We start from the raw sequence: 19,573 nt of genomic DNA, 5'->3' as shown, positions 1-19,573 counted from the left end.
GTCCCTCGAGGCGGCCTTCACGGCATTTTGGGAGATGGCAGGCGAGGGCGCCGGGACTAGCGTCCCCGGTGGGCCCGTCCGACGGCCGAGGAGCGAGGAATCCCGATGACCACGGAACTTCCGGCGCCCGCCGACCCGGCGAAGGCGAAGCCGTTCCCGTCCGTCGCGCAGTACGAAAAGGCGCTCGCCGAGATCCGCGCCGCCGCGGCCGCCTACTACGCCGGCCCGGACGTCCGCATGGACGACGACACCTACGACGCCCTGCTGGCCCGCGCGATCGCGACCGAGGCCGCGCACCCGGCGTGGAAGCCCGCCGACACCCCGACCGAAGCCGTCGGCGCGGGGGTGGCGCCGGGCACCGAAATCCCGCACAGCACACCGATGCTGGGCCTGGACAACGTCTTCGACACCGAGTCGCTGCGGAAGTGGTCCGCGCGTCTCGAGCGCGTGCTCGACCACCCGGTGACGGCCTACACCGTGGAGCCGAAGCTGGACGGCCTCGCGGTGGCCGCGCGCTACTCCCGCGGCCGGCTCACGCTGGTCCTCACGCGGGGCACCGGCACGATGGGCGAGGACGTCACGACCCGCGCGATCCTGGCGAAAGGCCTGCCCGCCAAGCTTTCCGCGCGACGGTCACTCGAAGTCCGCGGCGAAGTGTTCATGACCGACGAAGACTTCCGCACCGCCAACGAGCTCCGCACCGGGCACGGCGAGCCCGCGTTCGCGCACCCGCGCAGCGCGGCGGCCGGCACGCTGCGCGCGGTCGACCGCGCCTATTCCGCGCCGCTGTCCTTCGTCGCCTACGCCGTGCAGGGCCTCGCCGACGACGGCACGCACTCGGAAGCCATGGCGGAGCTGGAAAAGCTCGGCGTCGCGACGACGTCCGGCTGCAAACCGGCGCTGAAGGTCTGCCGGGGTGCCGAAGAGATCGAAGCGGCCGTCGCCGAGATCCGGGACCTGCGCGGCTCCCTCGGCTTCGGCGTCGACGGCGCGGTCATCAAGGCCGACCGCCCCGAAGACCGGGCCGGCGCCGGGGCGTCGACGAAGGCGCCGCGCTGGGGCGTGGCCGTGAAGTTCCCCGCCGACACCCGCAGCACGCGGCTGCTGGCGATCGACGTCCAGGTCGGCCGGACCGGTGTGATCACCCCGGTCGCCACGCTCGAGCCGGTGTTCATCGACGGCGTGAAGGTCGTTTCCGCGACCCTGCACAACTTCGACGACCTCGAGCGGCGCAACGTCCGCGTCGGCGACACCGTGTTCGTCCGCCGGGCGGGCGACGTGATCCCCGAGATCACCGGCGCGAAGCTCGACGAACGGCCGAAGAACGCCAAGCCGTTCACCCCGCCCGAGGTCTGCCCGGACTGCGGCTCGGAGATCGACCGCTCGCAGACGCGCTGGCGCTGCACCGGCGGCCGGGCGTGCGGCGCCCGGAAGATCCTGGCCCACTACGCCACGCGCGAGGCGATGGACATCGAGGGCCTCGGCGGCAAGATCATCGACCTGCTGGTGGCCGAAGGCCTGGTCGCCGACCCGGCCGACCTGTACGACCTCGACGTGCCGAAGCTCGCGGCGCTCGACGGCCTCGGCGAGATCTCCGGCGGCAAGCTGGTCGCGGCGATCGAGGGCACCAAGCGGCGGCCGCTGTCGAGCCTGCTGACCGGGCTCGGCATCCGGATGGCCGGGCGCGCGGTGTCCCGGCGGCTGGCCCGGCACTTCGGCTCGATGGACGCGCTGCTCGCGGCCACGCCCGACCAGCTGCAGGAGGTCGAAGGCGTCGGCCTCGAACGCGCCGAGACGATCGCGGGCGAGCTGGCCGAGCTGGCCGGCGTCATCGCGAAGCTCGAAGCCCGCGGGCTCACCATGACCGAGCCGGACGCCGCGCCGCCGGCCGCGGCCACCGTGCTCCCGCTGCGCAAGGCCGACGGTTCGCCGATGCGGGTCGTGGTCACCGGGGCGGTCCCGGGGCTGAAGAACCGCGACGAGGGCAACCAGGCCGTCGAACGGCTCGGCGGCACCGCGTCCGGGTCGGTGTCGGCGAAGACGGACTTGGTCGTCGTCGGCGAGGGGTCCGGGAGCAAGGCGGACAAGGCGGCCGAGCTCGGCGTCCGGATCCTGCCCGCGGACCGGTTCGCCGACCTGCTGTCCGCGCACGACGGCGGCGACGACGGCCGGGCCGCGGCGATCCTCGCCTCCTGAACGACGTGAAAAAGGCCGCCGCCGGAATTTCCGGCGGCGGCCTTTCCGGGTGTCAGCGGAAACGGATGTCGACGCGGTCGAGCGCCGTCACGGAAACGTCGTAGACCCCCAGGGTGCACTGCACGGCCGCGCAGTCGACCGTCACGTCGACCCCGTCGCCGATATTGCCGACGTACTTTTTCTGCGCCACGATCGTGGTGACCGCGGTGCCGTGCGCGTCGCCGTCGCCGGGTTGCCGGCGCAGCCGGTCGGCACCCAGCCGCATTCGCCGACCCAGAACGTGCCGTTCGCGGGCAGGCCGGTGACCACGGCCGCGATGGTGGCGTTGGCGGACAGGGCGAAGGTCGGCGCCGCGAACAGGCGGACCGGGGCGGCGGCGGACGCGGCGGGCGCGACCGCCGTCACCAGCCCGGCCGCCACCGCCGCGACGGCGGCGATTCTTCGGATTGTCGTGCGCATGGTGAAACTCCCCTCATTCGGTGCGATTCGGAAAACAGAATGCGGACCCCCGTGGCGAATCGTAGGGCACCCCGGAGGTGACCCGCACGTTTCCGGAACATCACAGGACCGGGTCGTGAGATCCGCATGGTTCGAGACGCCCGCGCTCCCGGACCGCCGGAACAATTTCTCGCACGAGCACTCGTGGAGGTCCGCTATGCACCTTGCCGCACCCGTGGCGCCGATCGCGCCACACCCGTTGCTGTTGTTCCTGCTGGGCCTGCTGGTCCTGCTGACGCTGGCCAAGCTGCTCGGCCGCCTCGGCGAGCGCTTCGGGCTGCCGTCCGTCGTCGGCGAGCTCGTCACCGGCATGCTGCTGGGCCCGACCCTGCTCGGCCACCTCGCGCCGGGCATCTCGAACTGGCTGCTGCCCGCGCAGCCGCCCGAGCAGATCCACCTGATCGACGCCGTCGGCCAGTTCGCCGTGCTGCTGCTGGTCGGCATCACCGGCACCCACCTCGACACGCGCATCCTGCGCCGCCAGGGCCGGGTCGCCGTGACGGTCTCCCTCTTCGGCCTGCTGCTGCCGCTGGGGCTGGGCATCGCGCTCGGGTTCGTGCTGCCCGGTTCGCTGCTCGGCGGCGGTCACTCCAGCCGCTGGGTGTTCGCGTTGTTCATCGGCGTCGCGATGTGCGTCACGGCGATCCCGGTGATCGCCAAGACGCTCACCGACATGCGCCTGCTGCACCGCACCATCGGCCAGCTGACCCTGGCGGCCGGCATGGTCGACGACGCGGTCGGCTGGCTGCTGCTGTCGGTCGTCTCGGCGGCGGCGACCGTCGGGGTCACCGCCGGCGTCGTCTCGCTGTCCGTCGGCTACCTGCTCGGCTTCGTCGCGCTGGCCGGGACCGTGGGCCGCGTGGTGGTGCGGAAGCTGATGGACCTGGCGGCCCGCCGGCCGGAGCCGGGGCCGGCGGTCGCCATGGCGGTGATCATCCTGCTCGCGTTCGGCGCGGCCACGCAGAGCCTCGGCATGGAGCCGGTGTTCGGCGCGTTCGTCGGCGGCATCCTGATCACGCAGTCGCGGTCGGCGCAACCGAAGCTCGCGCCGCTGCGCACGGTGGTGCTTTCCGTGCTGGCGCCGCTGTTCCTGGCCACGGCCGGGCTCCGGATGGACCTGACCGCCCTGTGGCACCCGACGACCGCGCTGGCCGCGATCGCCTTGCTGGCGCTGGCCATCGTCGGCAAGTTCGTCGGTGCCTACACCGGCGCGCGGGTCAGCAGGCTCAGCCGCTGGGAAGGGCTGGCGCTCGGCGCGGGGATGAACTCCCGCGGGGTGATCGAGGTGATCGTGGCGCTGACCGGCCTGCGGCTCGGCGTGCTCACCACGGCCACCTACACGATGGTGGTCCTGGTCGCGATCGTCACGTCGGTGATGGCGCCGCCGCTGCTGCGGCTGTCGATGGGCCGGGTGGCCCGCACCGAAGACGAACGGCTCCGGTTGCTCGACCACGAAGACTGGCTGGGCCACCGGCTGTCCACAGAGGACGCTGTGCGGCGCGAAGCGGCCTGAGTAGAGGGAGGCCACCGCCCGGGCGGTGGCCTCCCTCAGCCGGCCAGGTGACCCGAAAGCCCGGCGTAGCCGCCTTCGGCCAGCCGCTCGCCGGAGGTCGCCGTGTACGCCGCGTCGGCCTCGATCCCGAGGCCTTCGACCATCCGGTTCATGAAGTTGAACAACGCGCAGACGAGCACGGCGTCGTGCAGCGCCCGCTCGTCCCAGCCCGCCGCGAACACCGCCTCGGCGTCGGCGTCGGTCATCCTCGACGGCGAGCGCGTCAGCTTGCCCACGTAGGCCAGCACCGGCTTCAGCTTGTCGTCCACGGGCGCCGTTTCCAGGTCCGCCACCGCCGCTGTCAGCACGCCTGCCGGCACGCCGAACGCCTCGGCCGTCACGGTGTGGATGCCGTGGCAGTAGTCGCAGCTGTTCACGCCCGAAACGTAGGCGGCGATCATTTCCCGCTCCCCCACGGTGAACGGCGATTCGCCGCGCAACAGCGTTTCGTGGAAGGCGAGCAGGTGCCGCGCCGGTTCGGGATAGGCCTGGAACACCTGGAGCAGCGTCGTTTCAGCCGGGAGCGACTTCAGGTAGGACATCGGGTTCCTTTCGGTCGGCGAGCCGGTCGATTTCGTCGCGGCGGATCCAGCAGGCCGTCAGGTACGCCAGCGCGGCGGGCCCGGTGCCCGGCACCGCGACCGCCACGAGGTCGGCCGAGTTCGCCCACTCCTGCCGCAACGCGCCCGCGGCCGGGCGCCCCGGCACGGCCTCGAGCGCCGGCCGCAGCGTCCGCCACCGGGCCAGGCCCGCCTCGGTCAGGCCGGCCAGATCGGCGGCGAAGACGCCGTGCCGGGCCTGGTCGACGGCCTGGGTGACCAGCGCCGGGTCGTCCGCGAGGGTGGCGAACCCGAGCCCGGCGACCAGCCGGGCCGGCTCCAGGCCCAGCAGGATCACCCCGACCTCGGTCTCGGGCCAGGCGTCGACGTCCGGCAGGGTGAAGCGCGAGTCGTACGGCTCCTGCTCAGACACCCGCACCCACCTCGGCCCGGACCGGCGCGGTGGCGAGCGTCCCGCCGCGCACCCCCCGGGCGATCGCGTCGGCGACGCGGGCGGTGGCGACGCGGTGGCCGTCGATGTTGCGGGACGCCGGGCCGAGCACCATGCCCGCGGCCGCGCCGACCACCGACACCCGCGGCGCGTGGGTGTAGGCGAGCGTGCGCTCGTCGAGCGACGGCCAGCCGTCGCGTTCGCCGACGACCTCCTCGGGCAGCAGCCCACGGCCGGTCTCCGGCGTCGTGCCCAGCGCGAGCACCACGCAGTCGCCGCCCACCCGCTGCCCGCCGGCCAGCCGCACCACGGCCGTGCCCCCGGTCGCGGCGCCCACCCCGGTGACCGCCTCGCCGCGGTGCACCACCAGGCGGCCCTCGGCTTCGGCGCGCTCCAGCAGCGGCCGGAACTCGAACATGATCGACGCCCGCCGGAACTGCGCCAGCAGCCCCAGGCGGTCGTCCCAGCCGACGTGGCCGATCCGGGCCCGGCCCTCGGGCCGGAAGAACTTCGAGTTGACGTCCGCGCACTGGTAGCGCTCGCCCGGCTCCCGGATCACCCAGTGCACCTCTCGGCCGGCCGCCAGGGCGTTCGAGATCAGGTGTGCCGAGGTCAGCCCCGCGCCCACGACCACCTGGCGCTCGCCCGCCGACGGCAGCCGCTCGTCCCAGTACGCCACCCCCGGGGGCGCGGCGCCGCCGCCCCACCACTCGCGCGGCGCCTCGCGGCGCTCCTCACCGGGGCACAGGACGACGCGCCGCGCGGTGACGCTGCCCCGGTCGGTCCGCACGGTGACCTCGGACGTCCCCGGCAGGACGTCGCGGACCGTGGCCCGCCAGGTCCGCCCGCCCACGTCGTGGGTGGCGACGAGGTGGTCGCAGTAGGCCTCGAAGACGTCCACCGGCACGACCGAGCGGTGCCCGGCCTGCGCCATCCGGACCTCCCGGCGCTCGACGGGCGTCAGCCGCGACCAGTGCAGCCGGGCGAAGTCCAGCAGCTCGCAGTCGCGGTAGCCCTCGACGCCGGGGTGGTGCTCGTACGGCGAGCGCAGCACGCGCTGGCCGAGCAGGTCGATCCGGTCGAAGAAGCGGCGGCACGGCACGCCGGCGCGGTCGAGCACGACGACGTCGTGCACGCCGTGGTGCCACAGGGCCGACGCCACGGCCAGCCCGGCCGGGCCCGCGCCCACGACGACGACGTCGGCCCGCGACGGCGGCACCGGGTCCCGCCCCGGCGCGGGCGCGGCGGGCAGCCGCGGCCAGTCCCGGCCCCGGGGCGACTCCAGCAGGTGCGGCCCCGGGACGAAGGTGGTCACCGGGTCCCCCGGCGTCCGGTCGCCACCGGGTCAGCCGATCACGGTGACCGGGACGATGAGCTCGACCATCGGCCGCCGCGCCATCCCGTTCTGGACGAGCTCCTCCAGCGTCTGCTGGGACTGCTCCATGCTGTCGGTCGCGATCGGGCTGTACCGCGAGTAGGAGTACGCCGGCTTGCGCGCGCTCGTCTCCATCTCGTACACCTTGAGCACGGCCTCGCCCGGGCGGACCTCGCCGCCGTAGAAGGTCAGCCGCCGCTGGTCGGGCGTCATGAACGACTTCGAGAACTGCCGGGACATGACGAGGGTTTCCGGGTCGTTGACGAAGGTCGACTCGTCGTCCATCACGACCTGCATCGCGACCCAGGTCTGGTCGGTCAGGTTCGTTTCGGACTTGATGATCTGCCAGCGCCCCGGCTCCGGCAGGTTGACCGTGACCGAGACGTCGTGGTCGGACGTGTCGATCGCGCCGGAGATCATCAGCACGCGGCGCCGGACGTCGGCGACCCCCGCCATCTGGATGTCCCGGGCCCGCACCCGGCCGGAAACATCCAATCCCGCGAATTCCGGTGACGACATCGCGCAGCCTCCTTTATTTACCCCCGAGAGCCCCCATGAACTGCGAACACGCCAGAGAATTCCACACGGCCGGAGAGACTGTCAAGATGACGAATGCACATCTCAGCGGCCATACGTACACGCGGGCACGGCCGCACGCGCACGGCGAATTCCGCCGTTCGGGGCAACGGGGACTGCGCGACGCGGCGGAGTCAGGCCTCTTCGACGTCGGCTTCGACCACGGCGTCGGCGGCGAGCTCGGCCGCGATCTCGGCCGCGTTCGCCGTCGCGTCGTCGGCGAGGGTGCCGACGTAGAGGACGTCGAACGACGATTCGGCCCGCTGGACGTTGATCTTCACCATCAGGTCGGCTTTCACCATGACGATGAAATTGGAAATGTCATCAGGGTCGCCGAAAACGTCGTAAATGAGGAATACGGAACCGTCGCCGATGGCGAACAAGGCCTCGTAAAGAACATTCCGCTCGGCTTGGGTCGCGGACTCGGCCCATTCGTCGAGCAGCTCGACACCTTCCGCGAGCCGGAGGTGCATAGCCATCCGCTGGCCTCCCTACCGAGCGCGACGAACCGAGAGCGAAACAGCTTCCAGTCTGGCTGTTCGCGGCCCGTCGTGGCATCTCGGATCTTGCGGCCTCACGGCCGGAATCAGTTGTAGCCCAGGACGATCGTTTCGGTGAGGTACTCGCGCTGGGCGGGCGCCTCGGCCGGCGCGGCGGGCACCGCCTCGGGAGCGGTGCGGGGTGCGGGGACGCCCAGCGCCTCTACGATCAGCTCGCGGTCATTCCGGGTGATGGGAACGGTCATCGCGCTACCTCCGTCTCGCTCGTGCCCGCTGTCCATGGTGCGCCCGGGCGGTCGAGGTCCCGTCGCGCCCGGCTGACGGCCCGATCGAAGCACCCGGTCCGCAGCGGGCGAGACGCACGACGGCGACCCACCGCGGTGCACTGGACGGGCAGGAGCCCGCCACGACCACCGAGGTGCACGATGACCGAGCGCTCTCAGGAGATCTTCACCGAAGCCACGCCCGGATTCGCCGGCCCCGCCCCGATCCGGACCGATCGGGTGAGCGAGAGGACCCGTCCGGTGGACGGCCGCCGGCTCCCGGCCTGGGACAGCGAGGAGTTCGACGCCTACGACGCCTTCGAGCTGGGCGAAGCCGCCTGACGAACAGCGCGCAAAAAGCCGTGAAGGCCCCTTGAGGCCTTCACGGCTTTGCGTTGCGCGACGTCAGAGCGGCAGACCGGACAGCCGCCAGGCGTCCGGGCCCGCCGTCCGCGGGGCGTCCCGGCGCGCCGCCGGGGCGGCCCACGCCGAGCGGTCCGGCGCCGGCGACGCCGGACCCGCCGCGGCGGAGACGGCCAGCAACGCCGTGACCACCGCAGCCAGCTCGGCGTCGTCCGGCCAGCCTCGGACCACCCTCAGGTGGGGGTGGGCGGGTTCGGGTGCGGCCATCGGGTCCTCCCGGTTCCTCAGACGGGGTGGTTGCCGTGCTTGCGCTGGGGGCCGGGCTTGCGCTTGTCCTGCAGCATGGCCAGCCCGCGGGCGATCGCCGCACGGGTGTCCGCGGGGTCGATCACGTCGTCGACCAGGCCGCGCTCCGCCGCGTACTGGGGGTTCAGGTACTCCGCCACGTACTCGGCGACCAGCCGGGCGCGCAACGCCGCCGGGTCCGGGGCCGCCGCCAGCTCGCGGCGGAACAGCACGTTCACCGCCCCTTCGGCGCCCATCACCGCGATCTGGTTCGTCGGCCAGGCCAGCGAAAGGTCGCAGCCGATGGACCGGGAGTCCATCACGATGTACGCGCCGCCGTAGGCCTTGCGCAGGATGACCTGGATCCGGGGCACCGTCGCTTCGCAGTAGGCGTGCAGCAGCTGCGCGCCCTGGCGGATGATCCCGCTGCGCTCCTCGTCCACGCCCGGCAGGAACCCCGGCACGTCGACGAGCGTCACCAGCGGGATGCCGAACGCGTCGCAGAACCGGACGAACCGCGCCGCCTTCTGGGACGCCGGCCCGTCCAGCACGCCGGCCAGCACGCACGGCTGGTTGCCGACGAGCCCGACCACGCGGCCGTCGACCCGGGCCAGCGCGCACAGCACGTTCGGCGCCCAGGCTTCGTGCAGGGCGAAGAACTCGCCGTCGTCGGCGATCTCCGTGAACACGTCCCGCATGTCGTAGGGCCGGTTGGGCTCCGCCGGGACGAGCTCGGCCAGCCGCGGCCGCCAGTCCGCCGTCGCCCCGGTCTCGCGCGTCGCCGGGGGCTGCTCGAGGTAGTTGCGCGGCAGCAGCGACACTAGGTACCGGACGTCGGCGAGGCAGCTCTCCTCGTCGTCGTGCACCACCGTGGCGACGCCGGAGTGGCGGCCGTGGGTGTCCGCGCCGCCCAGCTCGTCGTGGCTCACCCGCCGCCCGGTCACCGCCTCGACGACGTCCGGGCCGGTCAGGAACATCCAGCCGGTGTCGCGCACCATGAACGTGAAGTCGGCCAGGGCCGGCGAATACGCCGCACCGCCGGCGCACGGCCCCAGGATGACGCTGATCTGCGGGATCACCCCGGACGCTTCGACCTGGCGGCGGAAGATGCCGCCGTAGCCGTTGAGCGCCATCACGCCTTCCTGGATGCGCGCGCCGCCGCTGTCGTTGAGGGCGATCACCGGGGACCCGGTGGCCACCGCCAGGTCCAGCACCTTGTGGATCTTCGCCGCGTGCGCCTCGCCCAGCGACCCGCCGAACACGGTGAAGTCCTGGGCGTAGACGAACACCCGGCGCCCGTCGATCGTGCCGGAACCCGCCACCACACCGTCGGTGTAGGGGCGGTTCTCCTCGAGCCCGAGCCCGCGGGCCTGGTGCCGCCGGTAGGGCTCGATCTCGGTGAAGGAGTCGTCGTCGAGCAGCAGCGCGAGCCGCTCGCGCGCGGTGAACTTGCCGAGGGAGTGCTGCCGCCGCACGGCGTCCATCCGGCCCTCGGCCACGTGCGCCGCCAGCTCGTCGCGGCGCTTGCGCAGCAACGGCATCCCCGGCTCCGGCTCGGTGGCCGGGTGCAGGGAGATGACCTGGGCGTCGCCGGTGGGCACCGACCGCCGGTGGTGCCCCTGCCCGCGGCGTTCACCGTCGGGCAGGGGCACCACTTCGGCGTCGTCGAGCGGCTGGGCGCCGGCGTCGGACGGACCGCTCACGCGGCGTCCCGCAGCCGGCCGAGACGCTCGAGGTTCTCCTGCTCGATCTCGGCGACGATGGTGCTCCACACGATCCCGCGGCCCAGCCGGGGCATCGGCCGGGTGATCGCCGGCACCGGCTCGGGTGCCGCGGCGATCGGGTCCGGGACGGCCCGGACCGGGCGCGTGGTGTCGTCGGTCTCCTCGTGCGCGGTCATGGCAGTGCCTTTCCGGTCGCGCCGGACCCGGCGGGGCCGGCTGGTGGGGCTGTCGTGAGAACGGCTCGCCGGGCGCGGCTCGCGGGGAGCCGGCCGGTCTCGGCCAGCCAGCGCACGGTGTCCGCGACCGTGTCCGCCAGCGGCCGCGCGGGCACGCCCGCGGCCGGGACGCCCGCCGCGACGGGCACGGCGACCGCGCAGACGTGGATCGCGCCGTACTGGACCGGGAGGCGCCCCGGCCAGCAGTGCTGGAGGACGTCGGCGGCGCGGCCGGCGAAGGTCAGCGCGCGGGCCGGGAGGAACGCCGCGGGGAGCCGGCGGCCGGTCACCGCGCGCACGGTGGCCAGGTAGTCGCGAGTGGACACGAACGTGCCGGGGCCGAAGAAGCCCGGGCCGGGCGCGGCCGGACCGTCGAACAGCCGCGCGTGCAGTTCCGCGTTGTCGCGGACGTCGCCGAGCGGCAGCCCGCCCGCCGGCCACAGCGGCATCAGCCCGCGCAGCAGGTCCCGCAGCCGGGCGTTCTGGTCGCCCAGGTGCGGGTCGTGCGGGCCCAGCAGCCCCGGGGGCCGGGTGAGCACCGCGCCGTACCGGCGGGCGATCCGTTCGGCGGCCGTTTTCGAGGCCAGGTAGGGCTCACGCGACGCGCCGGGCGGCGAGTCCGGCCCGATGGTGGCGGTCGCGGCCGGGTACAGCGTCCCCACCGTCGACACGTGCACGATCCGGCCGGTCCCGGCGTCGCGGGCCGCCGCGAGCACGACTTCGGTGCCGTGCTCGTTCACCCGCCGCAGTTCGGCGCGGCGGCGGGGGTCGAAGGTGTAGACGCCCGCCGCGTGCAGCAGACCGTCCACACCGGACACGAGCCGCCCGGCCGCGGCCGGGTCGGTGACGTCGCCCGCGACGACGCCGACCGCGTCCGGCGCCACCCCGAGCGGGCCCAGCGCGGCCGCCACCCGGTCCGGCCGCCGGGCCAGCAGCCGGACCCGGTGGCCGTGCCGCAGCAGCGCCTGCACGGTGTGCGCACCGAGGAACCCGGTGCCCCCGGTCACCGCGACGAGCATCGCTCTCCCCCTTGCCTGGTCGGGTGGTCAGGCCGCGCGGGCGCGACCGTCGACTTCGTGGTAGCCGCCGCCGTAGAACACGAGCGAGTTGTCGCCGGTGCCGCGGCTGGACGTGACCACGCGACCGAGGAAGATCGTGTGGTCACCGCCTTCGTAGGCCTCGGCGAGCTCGCACTCGAGCCACGCCAGCGCGCCGGTCAGCAGCGGCGCCCCGGTCTTCGCGCCCGGGGCCCAGCCCACGGAGTCGAACTGGGCCATCCCGGCGGGCCGGCGCCAGTCGGCGAAGTACTTCGACAGGTCCTGCTGGTCGGCCGCGAGGATGTTCACGGCGTACGACCCGGCGCTGGTGATGGCGGCGTGCATCCGGGCGGCCCGGGACACGCAGCACAGCACCATCGGCGGCTCGAGCGAGACCGACGAGAACGCGTTGGCCGTCATGCCGTGGCCCTGCTCGCCGGCCGCGGTGAGCACCGTGACCCCGGTCGCGAACTGCGCCATCACCTCGCGCAGCCCGGTCTGGGTGGACAGGTGCCGCCGCCCCGACGCGGTGGGCAGGCGCTTCAGGACCGCCCGTTCGGTGGTTTCCCCGGCGTCGGCCACGTCACGCTCCCCTGCCGTTCACCGAGGTGGTCGTGTACGGCGCCAGCGCTTCGCGCAGCTGCTCCGGCACCCGCGACGGCACGGTGGCCGTGTTCGGGCCGCGCATGCAGGCGATCCGCTGCCGGCCGCGGGCGACCAGCCGCTCGCCGTCCGGGTGCAGGTGCACGTAGTCGAAGGCGAACTGGACCTGCGTCGAGGTGAGCTCCTCCAGCCGCAGCCGGATGGACAGCTCGTCGAACGCGGTGATCTCGGCGAAGAACTCGCACTCCACCTTGAGGGTGAAGAGCTTGAGGTCGTCGCGGACCTCCTCGAGCACCGCCGGGGCCTTCTCCTTCAGGAACATCTCGCGGCACCGGCCCTGCCAGCGCACGTAGTTCACGTAGTAGACGTTGCCCACCAGGTTCGTCTCTTCGAAACCGACCGTGTGGCGGATCTCGTAGTAGTCGGACATGCTCAGTTCTCCTCTGCCTGCAGCACCGCGAAGACCACCGGCTCGGTCCGGTCGTTGACGGTCGTGGCCCAGGTCGCGATCCGCGCCGGCCCGCAGGCCAGCAGGGCCCAGCCGTCGGCCTCGACGCGGCGCACGGTCAGGGACTCGGTCATGGCGCCCGTCTTGCGGACGCATTCCAGGGCGCTCCACACCCGGGTGTTGGCCACGGCGACCGGCTCGCCCGCGTCGGCGGCCAGCAACCGGCCGACCGAGAGCAGCTCCTCGCCGAGCAGCCCGGCCCAGTCCTCCTCGGTCCGCTCGAGCACCGTCTCGACGTCGCAGGTCACCTGTCCGGTGCCGGCCACGACGAGGGTCAGCCGGGAGCTGTGCGACGCCGTGATCGCGCCGCCGCCGTCGACCTCCGGCTTGCCGTCCGGGCGGTAGCGGATCTCGACCGGCTTGTCGAACGCCCGGCTCGCGGCCAGCACGGTCTGCGCGCGGCGTTCGGCGATGCCGCCCGCCTCGGCCCCGGCGGGGTCGGGCTCCAGCACCACCGACCGCGTGCCGCCGAGCATCCGCTCGCACGCCCGCTCCAGGTAGGAGCTGAGCATCGAGGGCACCCACGGCCCGGCCCCGTCGGTCTTGCGGACCGCCCGCAGCATCAGGCCTTCCCAGCGCTCCACCAGCTCGCCGTCCGGGTTGCGGACGTCGAGGTCGTAGACGTAGCTGTCGCCGTCCTGGAGCCGTTCCTTCGCGTCCAGCAGCACGTACTCCGGGTGCTGGGCGCCGGGCTCGGCCAGGTGCAGCTTCTCGATGCCCTGCGGCAGCAGCGTCGCGTCGGGCACGCAGCACTGGATCGCGTGCATCATCGCGTCCCGCGTGCCGGGGTCGGCCAGCAGCCGCTGCTGCGGCAGGAACGGGGCGAACCAGTCGTGGTCGGCCGTGGTCGCGATCTCGGCCACCGCGTGCCGGGCGCTCGCCCGCCGGTAGCCCACGACCCGCTGGAAACGCTTGCCCTGGAACAGAACCGTGCCGTAGAGCTCGGACAGCGGTTCCACCGGCACCGACGGCACGTCCGTGTCGCGGACCTGCTTCGGGCCGATCTCGGCCGGCCGCGCGAAGCTCAGGCTGGCCTTGAAGTGGTCGGCGCTGAACCCGGTTTCGTCGCTGCGCAGCACCACGTCGACGGTGTCGGCGTCGCGGGCGACGGCGGCCAGCCGGATCGTGGTGGACCCGCCCGGCGAGACGATGATCGGGCGCAGGAACTCGACGTCCGAGAGCACCGGCGCGCCGGTCCGGTCGAGGGTGGCGGCGGCGACCTGGGTCATCGCCTCCATCCCGAGCACCGCCGGGAACAGCAGCTGCCCGTCGAGCAGGTGGTCGGCCAGGTACGGGTCCGAGCCGGCGGACAGGTCCGCCTCGGTGATCAGCTCGACCCCCGGGTAGTGCACGACCGCGCGGTCGACGAACCGGGTCAGCGGCAGCTCCTTGCGCTGGATCGGCAGCGTGGCCAGCCCGCCGGTGCGCCCGCAGACGACCAGCACCGGCGGCACCGCCGGGTCGGCCAGCGCCTGCTTGAGGATGGCGATGCCGTCCTCGGTCGGGATCGGCGTGATGCCGTCGCGCTTGAGGGCGCTGACCACGCCGAGCTTCTCGCCCATGCCGGTGCCGGACCAGACCGACCACTCCAGCGCGACCGCCCGTGCCTGCGGGTACTCGCGGCCGAAGCGCAGGGTCAGCTCGGTCATCCAGTCGTTGGCCGTGGCGTAGTGCGCCTCGCCGCGCAGGCCGGCCCGGCCGATGATGCTGCCGAAGGTGACCAGCAGCTTGATCTTGCTCTTGTCGACCGCGTCCAGCACCGCGTTGAGGCCGCCGATCTTCGGGGCGAGCGTCTTGCGGAAGGTGTCCTCGGTGAGGCTGAACAACGCGGCGGGCTCGTTGCGCCCCGCGCCGTGCAGCACCGCGGTGACCGGGCCGAGCTCGGCCTGCATCCGGGCGATCGCGTCGCCCACCTGCGTGCCCGAGGTGACGTCGGCGCGCTCGTAGCGGTAGTCGATGCCCGCGGCCTTCATCCGGCCGAGGTTCTCGGCCAGCTCGCTGTCGTCGGCCGGGTCGCTCCGGCCGAGCAGGGCGAGCTTCGCGCCGGAGTCCTTGGCCAGCGCCAGCGCGCTTTCCGCGGTGATGCCCTTGCCGCCACCGGTGACGAGCAGGACGTCGCCCGTGTCGAGGGACTCGGGGATCGGGCCGGTGGGCGCCGGGGCGACCGCGACCAGGCGCGGCACCGTCCGGCCGCCGTCGGCGCCGTAGCGGACTTCGGCGAAGTCCGTGGTCCCGGCGACCTCGGCGACGACGATCTTGACCGCTTCGGTGACCGCGGCCGGGTCGGCCGGGGCCGGGTCGGCCAGGTCGACGATCGTGGTGCGGGCCGACGGGTCCTCGAGCCGCAGGGTCTTCGCGAGCCCGGAGGCGCCGAGACCGTGCTGCACGACGACGAAGCGCGTGCCGTTGGGCGCGGCCATGACGGCGCGGCCGGCCTCGAGGAACAGCCCGGCGTGGCTCGCGTCGCAGTCGGCGGGCAGGCAGAGCAGCACGCCGTCGCCGGCACCCGCGCGGGCCAGCGCCGCGCGCAGCGGCGCGGCCAGCGGGTGACCGGGCGTCGAGAAGACCTCCCAGCGCGCCTGGCCGAGGCCCGGCGTCAGGTCGGCCGCCGGCCGCGGGGCCGGCACGTACTCGACCGCGAACGGCCGGACCCACGGGCCGGCCCCCGGGACCTCGCCGCCGCCGGTGTCGGCCGGCTTCGCGGTCTGGGCCAGCTCGTCGATCATCTCGGCGAGCTCACCGAGGCAGACCGTCGCGAAGTTCGGCATGCCCTCCAGTGCGGGCCGGCCCAGTGCCCGGGTGACGTCGTTGACCAGCTGGCCGACCGTGATGGACGACAGGTGCAGGTCGTCGAGCGGGTGGGTGTCCGCGGTGACGGTCTCCAGCGGCAGCTCGACGCGCTCGGCGGCGAGCTTGCGCAGCAGGTCGAGCGTCGCGTTGGCGCCGCCGGCGACCTCGACCGTGGCTTCCGACGCCGCCTGCTCCTTCTCGGCCGCCAGTTCCGCGGCGAGCTCGCTGTCGATCTCCGGCGCCGCCTCGCAGGGGCTGGCGAGGAAGTTGAATACGCCGTCCTCGGGCAGGCCGCGCACCGCGCGGCCCTCGAACAGCGGGCCGGTCGTCAGCTGGGCACCGGCCGCGAACGCCGCGCCCGCCACCCGGAGCACCGCGCTCAGCGTCGTGCTGTCGGTGTCGACGGCCAGCACCGGCGTGCGGGGGGCGATCTCCTCGAACAGGCCCGAGAGCACCCGGCCGGGGCCGACCTCGATCACCAGGTCGCTGCGCTCGGCCACCTTGGCGGCCGCCTCGCGGAAGCGCACCGGGAGCACGATCTGGTCGCGCAGCAGCTCGGGCAGGTTCTCCGCCGCGTGCAGGACGTCACCGGTGACCGTGGAGACGACGGCGTGCTCCAGGCGGGCGAACGGGATCTCCGCCAGGGGCGCGGTCATCGCCGTCGCGGCCGGCTCGACCAGCGGCGAGTGGAACGCGTGCGACACCTTGAGCCGGGTCGCGGTGACGCCGGCGGCGTGGGCGCGGGCGATCACCCGGTCCACGGCCGCGGCCGGGCCGGAGATCACCGTCTGCTCGGGGGCGTTGTAGCCCGCGATGACGACGTCGGAGCCCAGGCCGAGCTCCTCCGCGCGGCTCGGCGACGCGGCGATGCCCGCCATGGCGCCTTCGTCCGCGGTGGTCGCGGCCATCACCTTGCCGCGGACCTTGGCCAGCTGCAGCACCGCGCGCTCGTCCAGGGCACCGCCCCAGTGCAGGGCGGTCAGCTCGCCGAGGCTGTGCCCGGCGGCCGTCTGCGCCTCGATGCCGAGCGAGCGGAGCACCCGCAGCGCGGCCAGCGAGCCGGCGACGATCCGCGGCTGGGCGACCTCGGTGGCGACGTGGTCGGCGCCGGTGGGCAGGCCCGCGGCGCGGAAGACGTCGTCGGCGCCGGTGAACCGGCGGCGCAGCACGCCGTCGGCCGCGCGCCCCGAACCCTGGCCCGGGAACAGGAAGCCGATGCGCGGTTCGGTGACGCGGTGGCCGGCGAAGATGCCGTCGGTGGCGGCGAACACGGACCCGTCGGTGCCCAGCAGCTCGAGCAGGCGGGTCAGCTTGCGCTCCGCCTCCTCCGGGCCGGTCGCGACGACCGCGGCGCGCGCGGGCCGGTGGGCGAGCTCGCCCGCCAGTTGCCCGGCGAGGTCGGTGAGCTCGGCCATCGACAGCTTCGGCACGAACTCCAGCAGGCCGGTGATCCGGGCCCGCAGCCCCTCGACGTCGTCGGCGTCGAGCAGCAGCAGCTCGGCGTCCTGGCGGCCGGAGACCAGCGCCCGCGTCCGCTCGTCGAGTTCGGTCTTGCGCGCGGCGTTGGGCGCCTCGGTGACCGTGACGTGCGAGTTGATCCCGCCGAAGCCCATCGCCGAGACACCGGCGCGGACCGGGGCGTCGGCCGGCCACAGCTGCGCCTCGCGCGGCACGTACATCCGCGCGGAGTCACCGGTGAGCTTCTCGTGCGGCTCGAAGTGGCCGGTCGCGGGCGGGATCACCTGGTGGTACACGGCGAGCGTCGCCTTGATCAACCCGGCGACGCCCGCCGCGGCCTTGGTGTGCCCGATGTTGCCCTTGATGGTCGACAGCGCGGCCGGCGCGGCCAGCGGGTCGGCGTCGTGGCGGGCGGTGGACAGGGCCTCGATCTCGGTGGCGTCGCCGAGCGCGGTGCCGGTGCCGTGGCCCTCGAAGTAGGACACGGTCTCGACGCCGTAGCCGGCGCGGTCGTAGGCGCGCTTGAGGGCCAGCCGGTGCCCGGCCGCCTCCGGCCGGGTGATGCCGCCCTTGCCGTCCGAGGACACGCCCCAGCCGCCGATCGAGGCGTAGATGCGCTTGCCCTGCTCGATCGCGTCGCTTTCGCGCATCAGGACGAGCATGCCCGAGCCTTCGCCCGGCCAGAAGCCGTTGGAGTCGGCGTCGTAGACCTTCATCTCGCGCTTGGCGAGGGCGCCGGTCTTGGCGAAGCCGATCACCTCGAAGGGGTCGATCGAGAGGTCGACGCCGCCGGCGATGGCGACGTCGAGGTCGCCCTGCGCCAGCGAGTTCGCGGCGCTCACCACGGAAAGCAGCGAGGACGAGCAGGCTCCGTCGACCGTGAAGCCGCCGCCGGCGAAGTCGAAGTGGTTGCAGACGCGCCCGGCGATGGTGTTCGCCAGGCCGCCGGCGAGGGTGTCCTCGTTGATCTCCGGGAACGGCTCCTTGTACTGGACCTCGAGCTCCCGCAGGAAGGACGCCGTCTCCTCGTCGCCCCAGCCGCGCTCGCCGAGCGCCGCGGCGACGGTCCGGCGGACGTACGGCCAGCGCAGCCGCATGATGTTCGCCCGCGAGAACTCGCCGGTGAGGCTGTTGCCGATGACGACGCCGGTGGCCTCCCTCGGCGCGCCGTCGCCCTCGGGGAACCCGGCGTCGGCCAGCGCCTGGGCGGCGACGTCCAGCGCCAGCCAGTGCGTGGTGTCCGTGGCCCGGAAGGTGCTGCCGGCGACCTTGTACGCGACCCGGTCGAACTCGAAGTCGCGGAGCACCGCGGCCTTCTGCGCGTAGAACCGGTCCGGTGCCGCCGGGTCCGGGGAATAGTAGTCCGCCCGGTTCATCCGTTCGTCGGGCAGCCGTCGGAACGCGCGGCGGCCGGCCAGCACGTTCTCCCAGAGCTCGTCCAGCGAACGGGCGTCCGGATACCGCAGTCCGATCCCGACGATCGCTATCCGCTCACCGCTCATGCCACCGCACTCCCAAATAGCTCTCGAGCCCGTCCGTCGCGAGGGCGACGGTTCCCGGTTCTGTCCGGCGCACGGGTCCGCACCCGCCGCCGAGGTCGTTCGTCGTTCCCGCCGGGATCTCTCCCGTGGTCACCCCAGCCCGCTCAGCATGGGCTTCCGCACTCCCGGCTTCTTCTTTCTCCCTGCCCCGGCCGCGGGAAGCGCAACGGCGAACAAATCCGCCGCACTTTCCCCGGCCATCCACAGTGGACGGATCAGGCCGGGAACTGACCCGGGCGGCGGCCGTCACCGGCCGGGCCCCGGTACGCCTGGGCCACCTCCAGCCACTGCCGGGCCAGCCCGCCCTCGGCGCGCACGCCGAGGTCGTCGGGGTGGCGCCGCCGGGTGACCAGCAGGCAGAAGTCCTCGGCACCGCCGGTGATCCGCTCCGGCGAGTCCTCGGGCCCGAAGCTCAGCTGCCGCCCGGACGGCGTCGTGATCTCGAATCGGAAATCCTCTTCGGGCGGCGTCAGCCCGCGCGCCTGGTACCCGAAGTCGCGCACGCGCACGGCGAACCCGACGAGGTGGGCGAGGCGGTCGGTGCGCACCGGCCGGACGCCGAGGGCGTCGGCGATGTCCTGGCCGTGCGCGAAGACCTCCATCATGCCCGCGCAGGCCAGCACGTACGGCGGCAGCGGGTTGACCAGCCACGGCACGACATCGGTGCCGGGGACCGCGGCGAGCGCCTTGATGCCCTGGTCGCGCTCGGCGCGCCAGCGGCTCAGCAGGACCTCCGCCGGACCGCCCAGGTACTCCTGGAGCGCGCCGTTGACGGCGGCGTCGAGGTCGCCGCCGATCGCCTTCGTCATGGCGACGAAGGCCTCGGGCTGCGCCGCGGCGAGGCCCGCGATGCGGAAGATGAAGGCGAGGTGCCCGACCTGGTGGCGCACGGTCCAGCCGGGCGCCGGCGTCGGGGTGTCCCATTCGGTTTCGGAAAGGCCGGCGACGAGCGCGTCCACGCTCTCGGCCTCGGTCGTCAGGTCGGCGATCACGGCCGTCGTGTCAGTCACCGGTTGTCCTTTCCCTGCTCGTTCTGGGGACGTCGGTTTCGGCGGCCGCCGTGCTCGTGGCGGGGGTGGGTGGGCCACGGTGCGGCGGC

18 protein-coding genes are annotated in these 19,573 nt (G+C 73.6%); 3 read left to right on the top strand and 15 right to left on the bottom strand.

The window, feature by feature from the left end; genetic code table 11:
- Positions 1-105: 105 nt before the first annotated feature.
- Complete coding sequence (gene ligA / locus ACWEN0_RS45690) at positions 106-2,196, top strand: NAD-dependent DNA ligase LigA (protein WP_451987682.1); 2,091 nt, start codon at positions 106-108, stop codon at positions 2,194-2,196.
- A gap of 141 nt (positions 2,197-2,337) precedes the next feature.
- On the opposite strand, the gene ACWEN0_RS45685 is transcribed toward ligA, so the two are convergent.
- On the bottom strand, positions 2,338-2,655 hold the full coding sequence (locus ACWEN0_RS45685) for a hypothetical protein (RefSeq protein ID WP_451987680.1): 318 nt from the start codon (positions 2,653-2,655) through the stop codon (positions 2,338-2,340).
- A gap of 196 nt (positions 2,656-2,851) precedes the next feature.
- On the opposite strand from ACWEN0_RS45685, the gene ACWEN0_RS45680 reads away from it, so the two are divergent.
- Positions 2,852-4,207: a cation:proton antiporter gene (locus tag ACWEN0_RS45680; RefSeq protein ID WP_451987678.1), complete on the top strand. Its 1,356-nt coding sequence runs from the start codon at positions 2,852-2,854 to the stop codon at positions 4,205-4,207.
- Positions 4,208-4,242: 35 nt separating this feature from the next.
- Here ACWEN0_RS45680 and ACWEN0_RS45675 read toward each other — a convergent pair whose 3' ends face one another.
- The 6 genes from ACWEN0_RS45675 to ACWEN0_RS45650 form a co-directional block, all read right to left on the bottom strand.
- Positions 4,243-4,788: a carboxymuconolactone decarboxylase family protein gene (locus tag ACWEN0_RS45675; RefSeq protein WP_451987676.1), complete on the bottom strand. Its 546-nt coding sequence runs from the start codon at positions 4,786-4,788 to the stop codon at positions 4,243-4,245.
- On the bottom strand, positions 4,760-5,218 hold the full coding sequence (locus ACWEN0_RS45670; RefSeq protein ID WP_451987674.1) for a DUF6187 family protein: 459 nt from the start codon (positions 5,216-5,218) through the stop codon (positions 4,760-4,762). The genes ACWEN0_RS45675 and ACWEN0_RS45670 overlap by 29 nt, the downstream gene beginning before the upstream one ends.
- Positions 5,211-6,551: an FAD-dependent oxidoreductase gene (locus ACWEN0_RS45665; protein WP_451987672.1), complete on the bottom strand. Its 1,341-nt coding sequence runs from the start codon at positions 6,549-6,551 to the stop codon at positions 5,211-5,213. Before ACWEN0_RS45665 ends, ACWEN0_RS45670 begins: the two co-directional genes overlap by 8 nt.
- 30 nt (positions 6,552-6,581) lie before the next feature.
- Positions 6,582-7,067, bottom strand: coding sequence for a DUF6423 family protein (locus tag ACWEN0_RS45660; protein ID WP_352252739.1), 486 nt, complete (start codon positions 7,065-7,067; stop codon positions 6,582-6,584).
- A 254-nt stretch (positions 7,068-7,321) separates the two neighbouring features.
- The gene (locus ACWEN0_RS45655) at positions 7,322-7,666 is read right to left on the bottom strand and encodes a DUF6235 family protein (protein WP_451987670.1); all 345 of its coding nucleotides are present in this window, start codon (positions 7,664-7,666) and stop codon (positions 7,322-7,324) included.
- 107 nt (positions 7,667-7,773) lie between these two features.
- Positions 7,774-7,932, bottom strand: coding sequence for a hypothetical protein (locus ACWEN0_RS45650; protein WP_451987668.1), 159 nt, complete (start codon positions 7,930-7,932; stop codon positions 7,774-7,776).
- Positions 7,933-8,112: 180 nt separating this feature from the next.
- Here ACWEN0_RS45650 and ACWEN0_RS45645 point away from each other — a divergent pair, with 180 nt between their 5' ends.
- The gene (locus ACWEN0_RS45645; RefSeq protein WP_451987666.1) at positions 8,113-8,292 is read left to right on the top strand and encodes a hypothetical protein; all 180 of its coding nucleotides are present in this window, start codon (positions 8,113-8,115) and stop codon (positions 8,290-8,292) included.
- Positions 8,293-8,355: 63 nt separating this feature from the next.
- Here the strand turns inward: ACWEN0_RS45645 and ACWEN0_RS45640 are convergent, their stop codons facing one another.
- The 8 genes from ACWEN0_RS45640 to ACWEN0_RS45605 form a co-directional block, all read right to left on the bottom strand.
- On the bottom strand, positions 8,356-8,580 hold the full coding sequence (locus ACWEN0_RS45640) for an acyl-CoA carboxylase epsilon subunit (protein WP_451987664.1): 225 nt from the start codon (positions 8,578-8,580) through the stop codon (positions 8,356-8,358).
- A 17-nt stretch (positions 8,581-8,597) separates the two neighbouring features.
- On the bottom strand, positions 8,598-10,139 hold the full coding sequence (locus ACWEN0_RS45635; RefSeq protein WP_451987718.1) for an acyl-CoA carboxylase subunit beta: 1,542 nt from the start codon (positions 10,137-10,139) through the stop codon (positions 8,598-8,600).
- Between the two features lie 158 nt (positions 10,140-10,297).
- Complete coding sequence (locus ACWEN0_RS45630; protein ID WP_451987662.1) at positions 10,298-10,498, bottom strand: DUF6222 family protein; 201 nt, start codon at positions 10,496-10,498, stop codon at positions 10,298-10,300.
- Positions 10,495-11,556, bottom strand: coding sequence for an NAD-dependent epimerase/dehydratase family protein (locus tag ACWEN0_RS45625; protein ID WP_451987660.1), 1,062 nt, complete (start codon positions 11,554-11,556; stop codon positions 10,495-10,497). Before ACWEN0_RS45625 ends, ACWEN0_RS45630 begins: the two co-directional genes overlap by 4 nt.
- 27 nt (positions 11,557-11,583) lie before the next feature.
- Positions 11,584-12,156, bottom strand: a complete 573-nt coding sequence (locus tag ACWEN0_RS45620; RefSeq protein WP_451987658.1) for a flavin reductase family protein — start codon at positions 12,154-12,156, stop codon at positions 11,584-11,586.
- Position 12,157: 1 nt separating this feature from the next.
- A complete protein-coding gene (locus tag ACWEN0_RS45615) occupies positions 12,158-12,607 on the bottom strand; it encodes an acyl-CoA thioesterase (RefSeq protein ID WP_451987656.1) in 450 nt (149 codons plus the stop codon).
- A gap of 2 nt (positions 12,608-12,609) precedes the next feature.
- The gene (locus tag ACWEN0_RS45610; RefSeq protein ID WP_451987654.1) at positions 12,610-18,435 is read right to left on the bottom strand and encodes a type I polyketide synthase; all 5,826 of its coding nucleotides are present in this window, start codon (positions 18,433-18,435) and stop codon (positions 12,610-12,612) included.
- A 254-nt stretch (positions 18,436-18,689) separates the two neighbouring features.
- On the bottom strand, positions 18,690-19,484 hold the full coding sequence (locus ACWEN0_RS45605; protein WP_451987652.1) for a TIGR03084 family metal-binding protein: 795 nt from the start codon (positions 19,482-19,484) through the stop codon (positions 18,690-18,692).
- Positions 19,485-19,573 lie beyond the last annotated feature (89 nt).

It is taken from the genome of Amycolatopsis sp. NPDC004378, assembly GCF_053602455.1.
The sequence above is the reverse complement of the archived record's forward strand: the minus strand, read 5'-3'. Positions and strand labels throughout refer to the sequence as shown.

Bases quoted from the DNA above. Each gene is read 5' to 3' on its own strand.
- ACWEN0_RS45640 (WP_451987664.1), bottom strand. From the start codon at position 8,580: ATGGCCGCACCCGAACCCGCCCACCCCCACCTGAGGGTGGTCCGAGGC.
- ACWEN0_RS45655 (WP_451987670.1), bottom strand. From the start codon at position 7,666: ATGGCTATGCACCTCCGGCTCGCGGAAGGTGTCGAGCTGCTCGACGAA.
- ligA (WP_451987682.1), top strand. From the start codon at position 106: ATGACCACGGAACTTCCGGCGCCCGCCGACCCGGCGAAGGCGAAGCCG.
- ACWEN0_RS45630 (WP_451987662.1), bottom strand. From the start codon at position 10,498: ATGACCGCGCACGAGGAGACCGACGACACCACGCGCCCGGTCCGGGCC.
- ACWEN0_RS45650 (WP_451987668.1), bottom strand. From the start codon at position 7,932: ATGACCGTTCCCATCACCCGGAATGACCGCGAGCTGATCGTAGAGGCG.
- ACWEN0_RS45635 (WP_451987718.1), bottom strand. From the start codon at position 10,139: ATGCCGTTGCTGCGCAAGCGCCGCGACGAGCTGGCGGCGCACGTGGCC.
- ACWEN0_RS45685 (WP_451987680.1), bottom strand. From the start codon at position 2,655: ATGCGCACGACAATCCGAAGAATCGCCGCCGTCGCGGCGGTGGCGGCC.
- ACWEN0_RS45675 (WP_451987676.1), bottom strand. From the start codon at position 4,788: ATGTCCTACCTGAAGTCGCTCCCGGCTGAAACGACGCTGCTCCAGGTG.
- ACWEN0_RS45660 (WP_352252739.1), bottom strand. From the start codon at position 7,067: ATGGCGGGGGTCGCCGACGTCCGGCGCCGCGTGCTGATGATCTCCGGC.
- ACWEN0_RS45645 (WP_451987666.1), top strand. From the start codon at position 8,113: ATGACCGAGCGCTCTCAGGAGATCTTCACCGAAGCCACGCCCGGATTC.
- ACWEN0_RS45680 (WP_451987678.1), top strand. From the start codon at position 2,852: ATGCACCTTGCCGCACCCGTGGCGCCGATCGCGCCACACCCGTTGCTG.
- ACWEN0_RS45610 (WP_451987654.1), bottom strand. From the start codon at position 18,435: ATGAGCGGTGAGCGGATAGCGATCGTCGGGATCGGACTGCGGTATCCG.
- ACWEN0_RS45615 (WP_451987656.1), bottom strand. From the start codon at position 12,607: ATGTCCGACTACTACGAGATCCGCCACACGGTCGGTTTCGAAGAGACG.
- ACWEN0_RS45625 (WP_451987660.1), bottom strand. From the start codon at position 11,556: ATGCTCGTCGCGGTGACCGGGGGCACCGGGTTCCTCGGTGCGCACACC.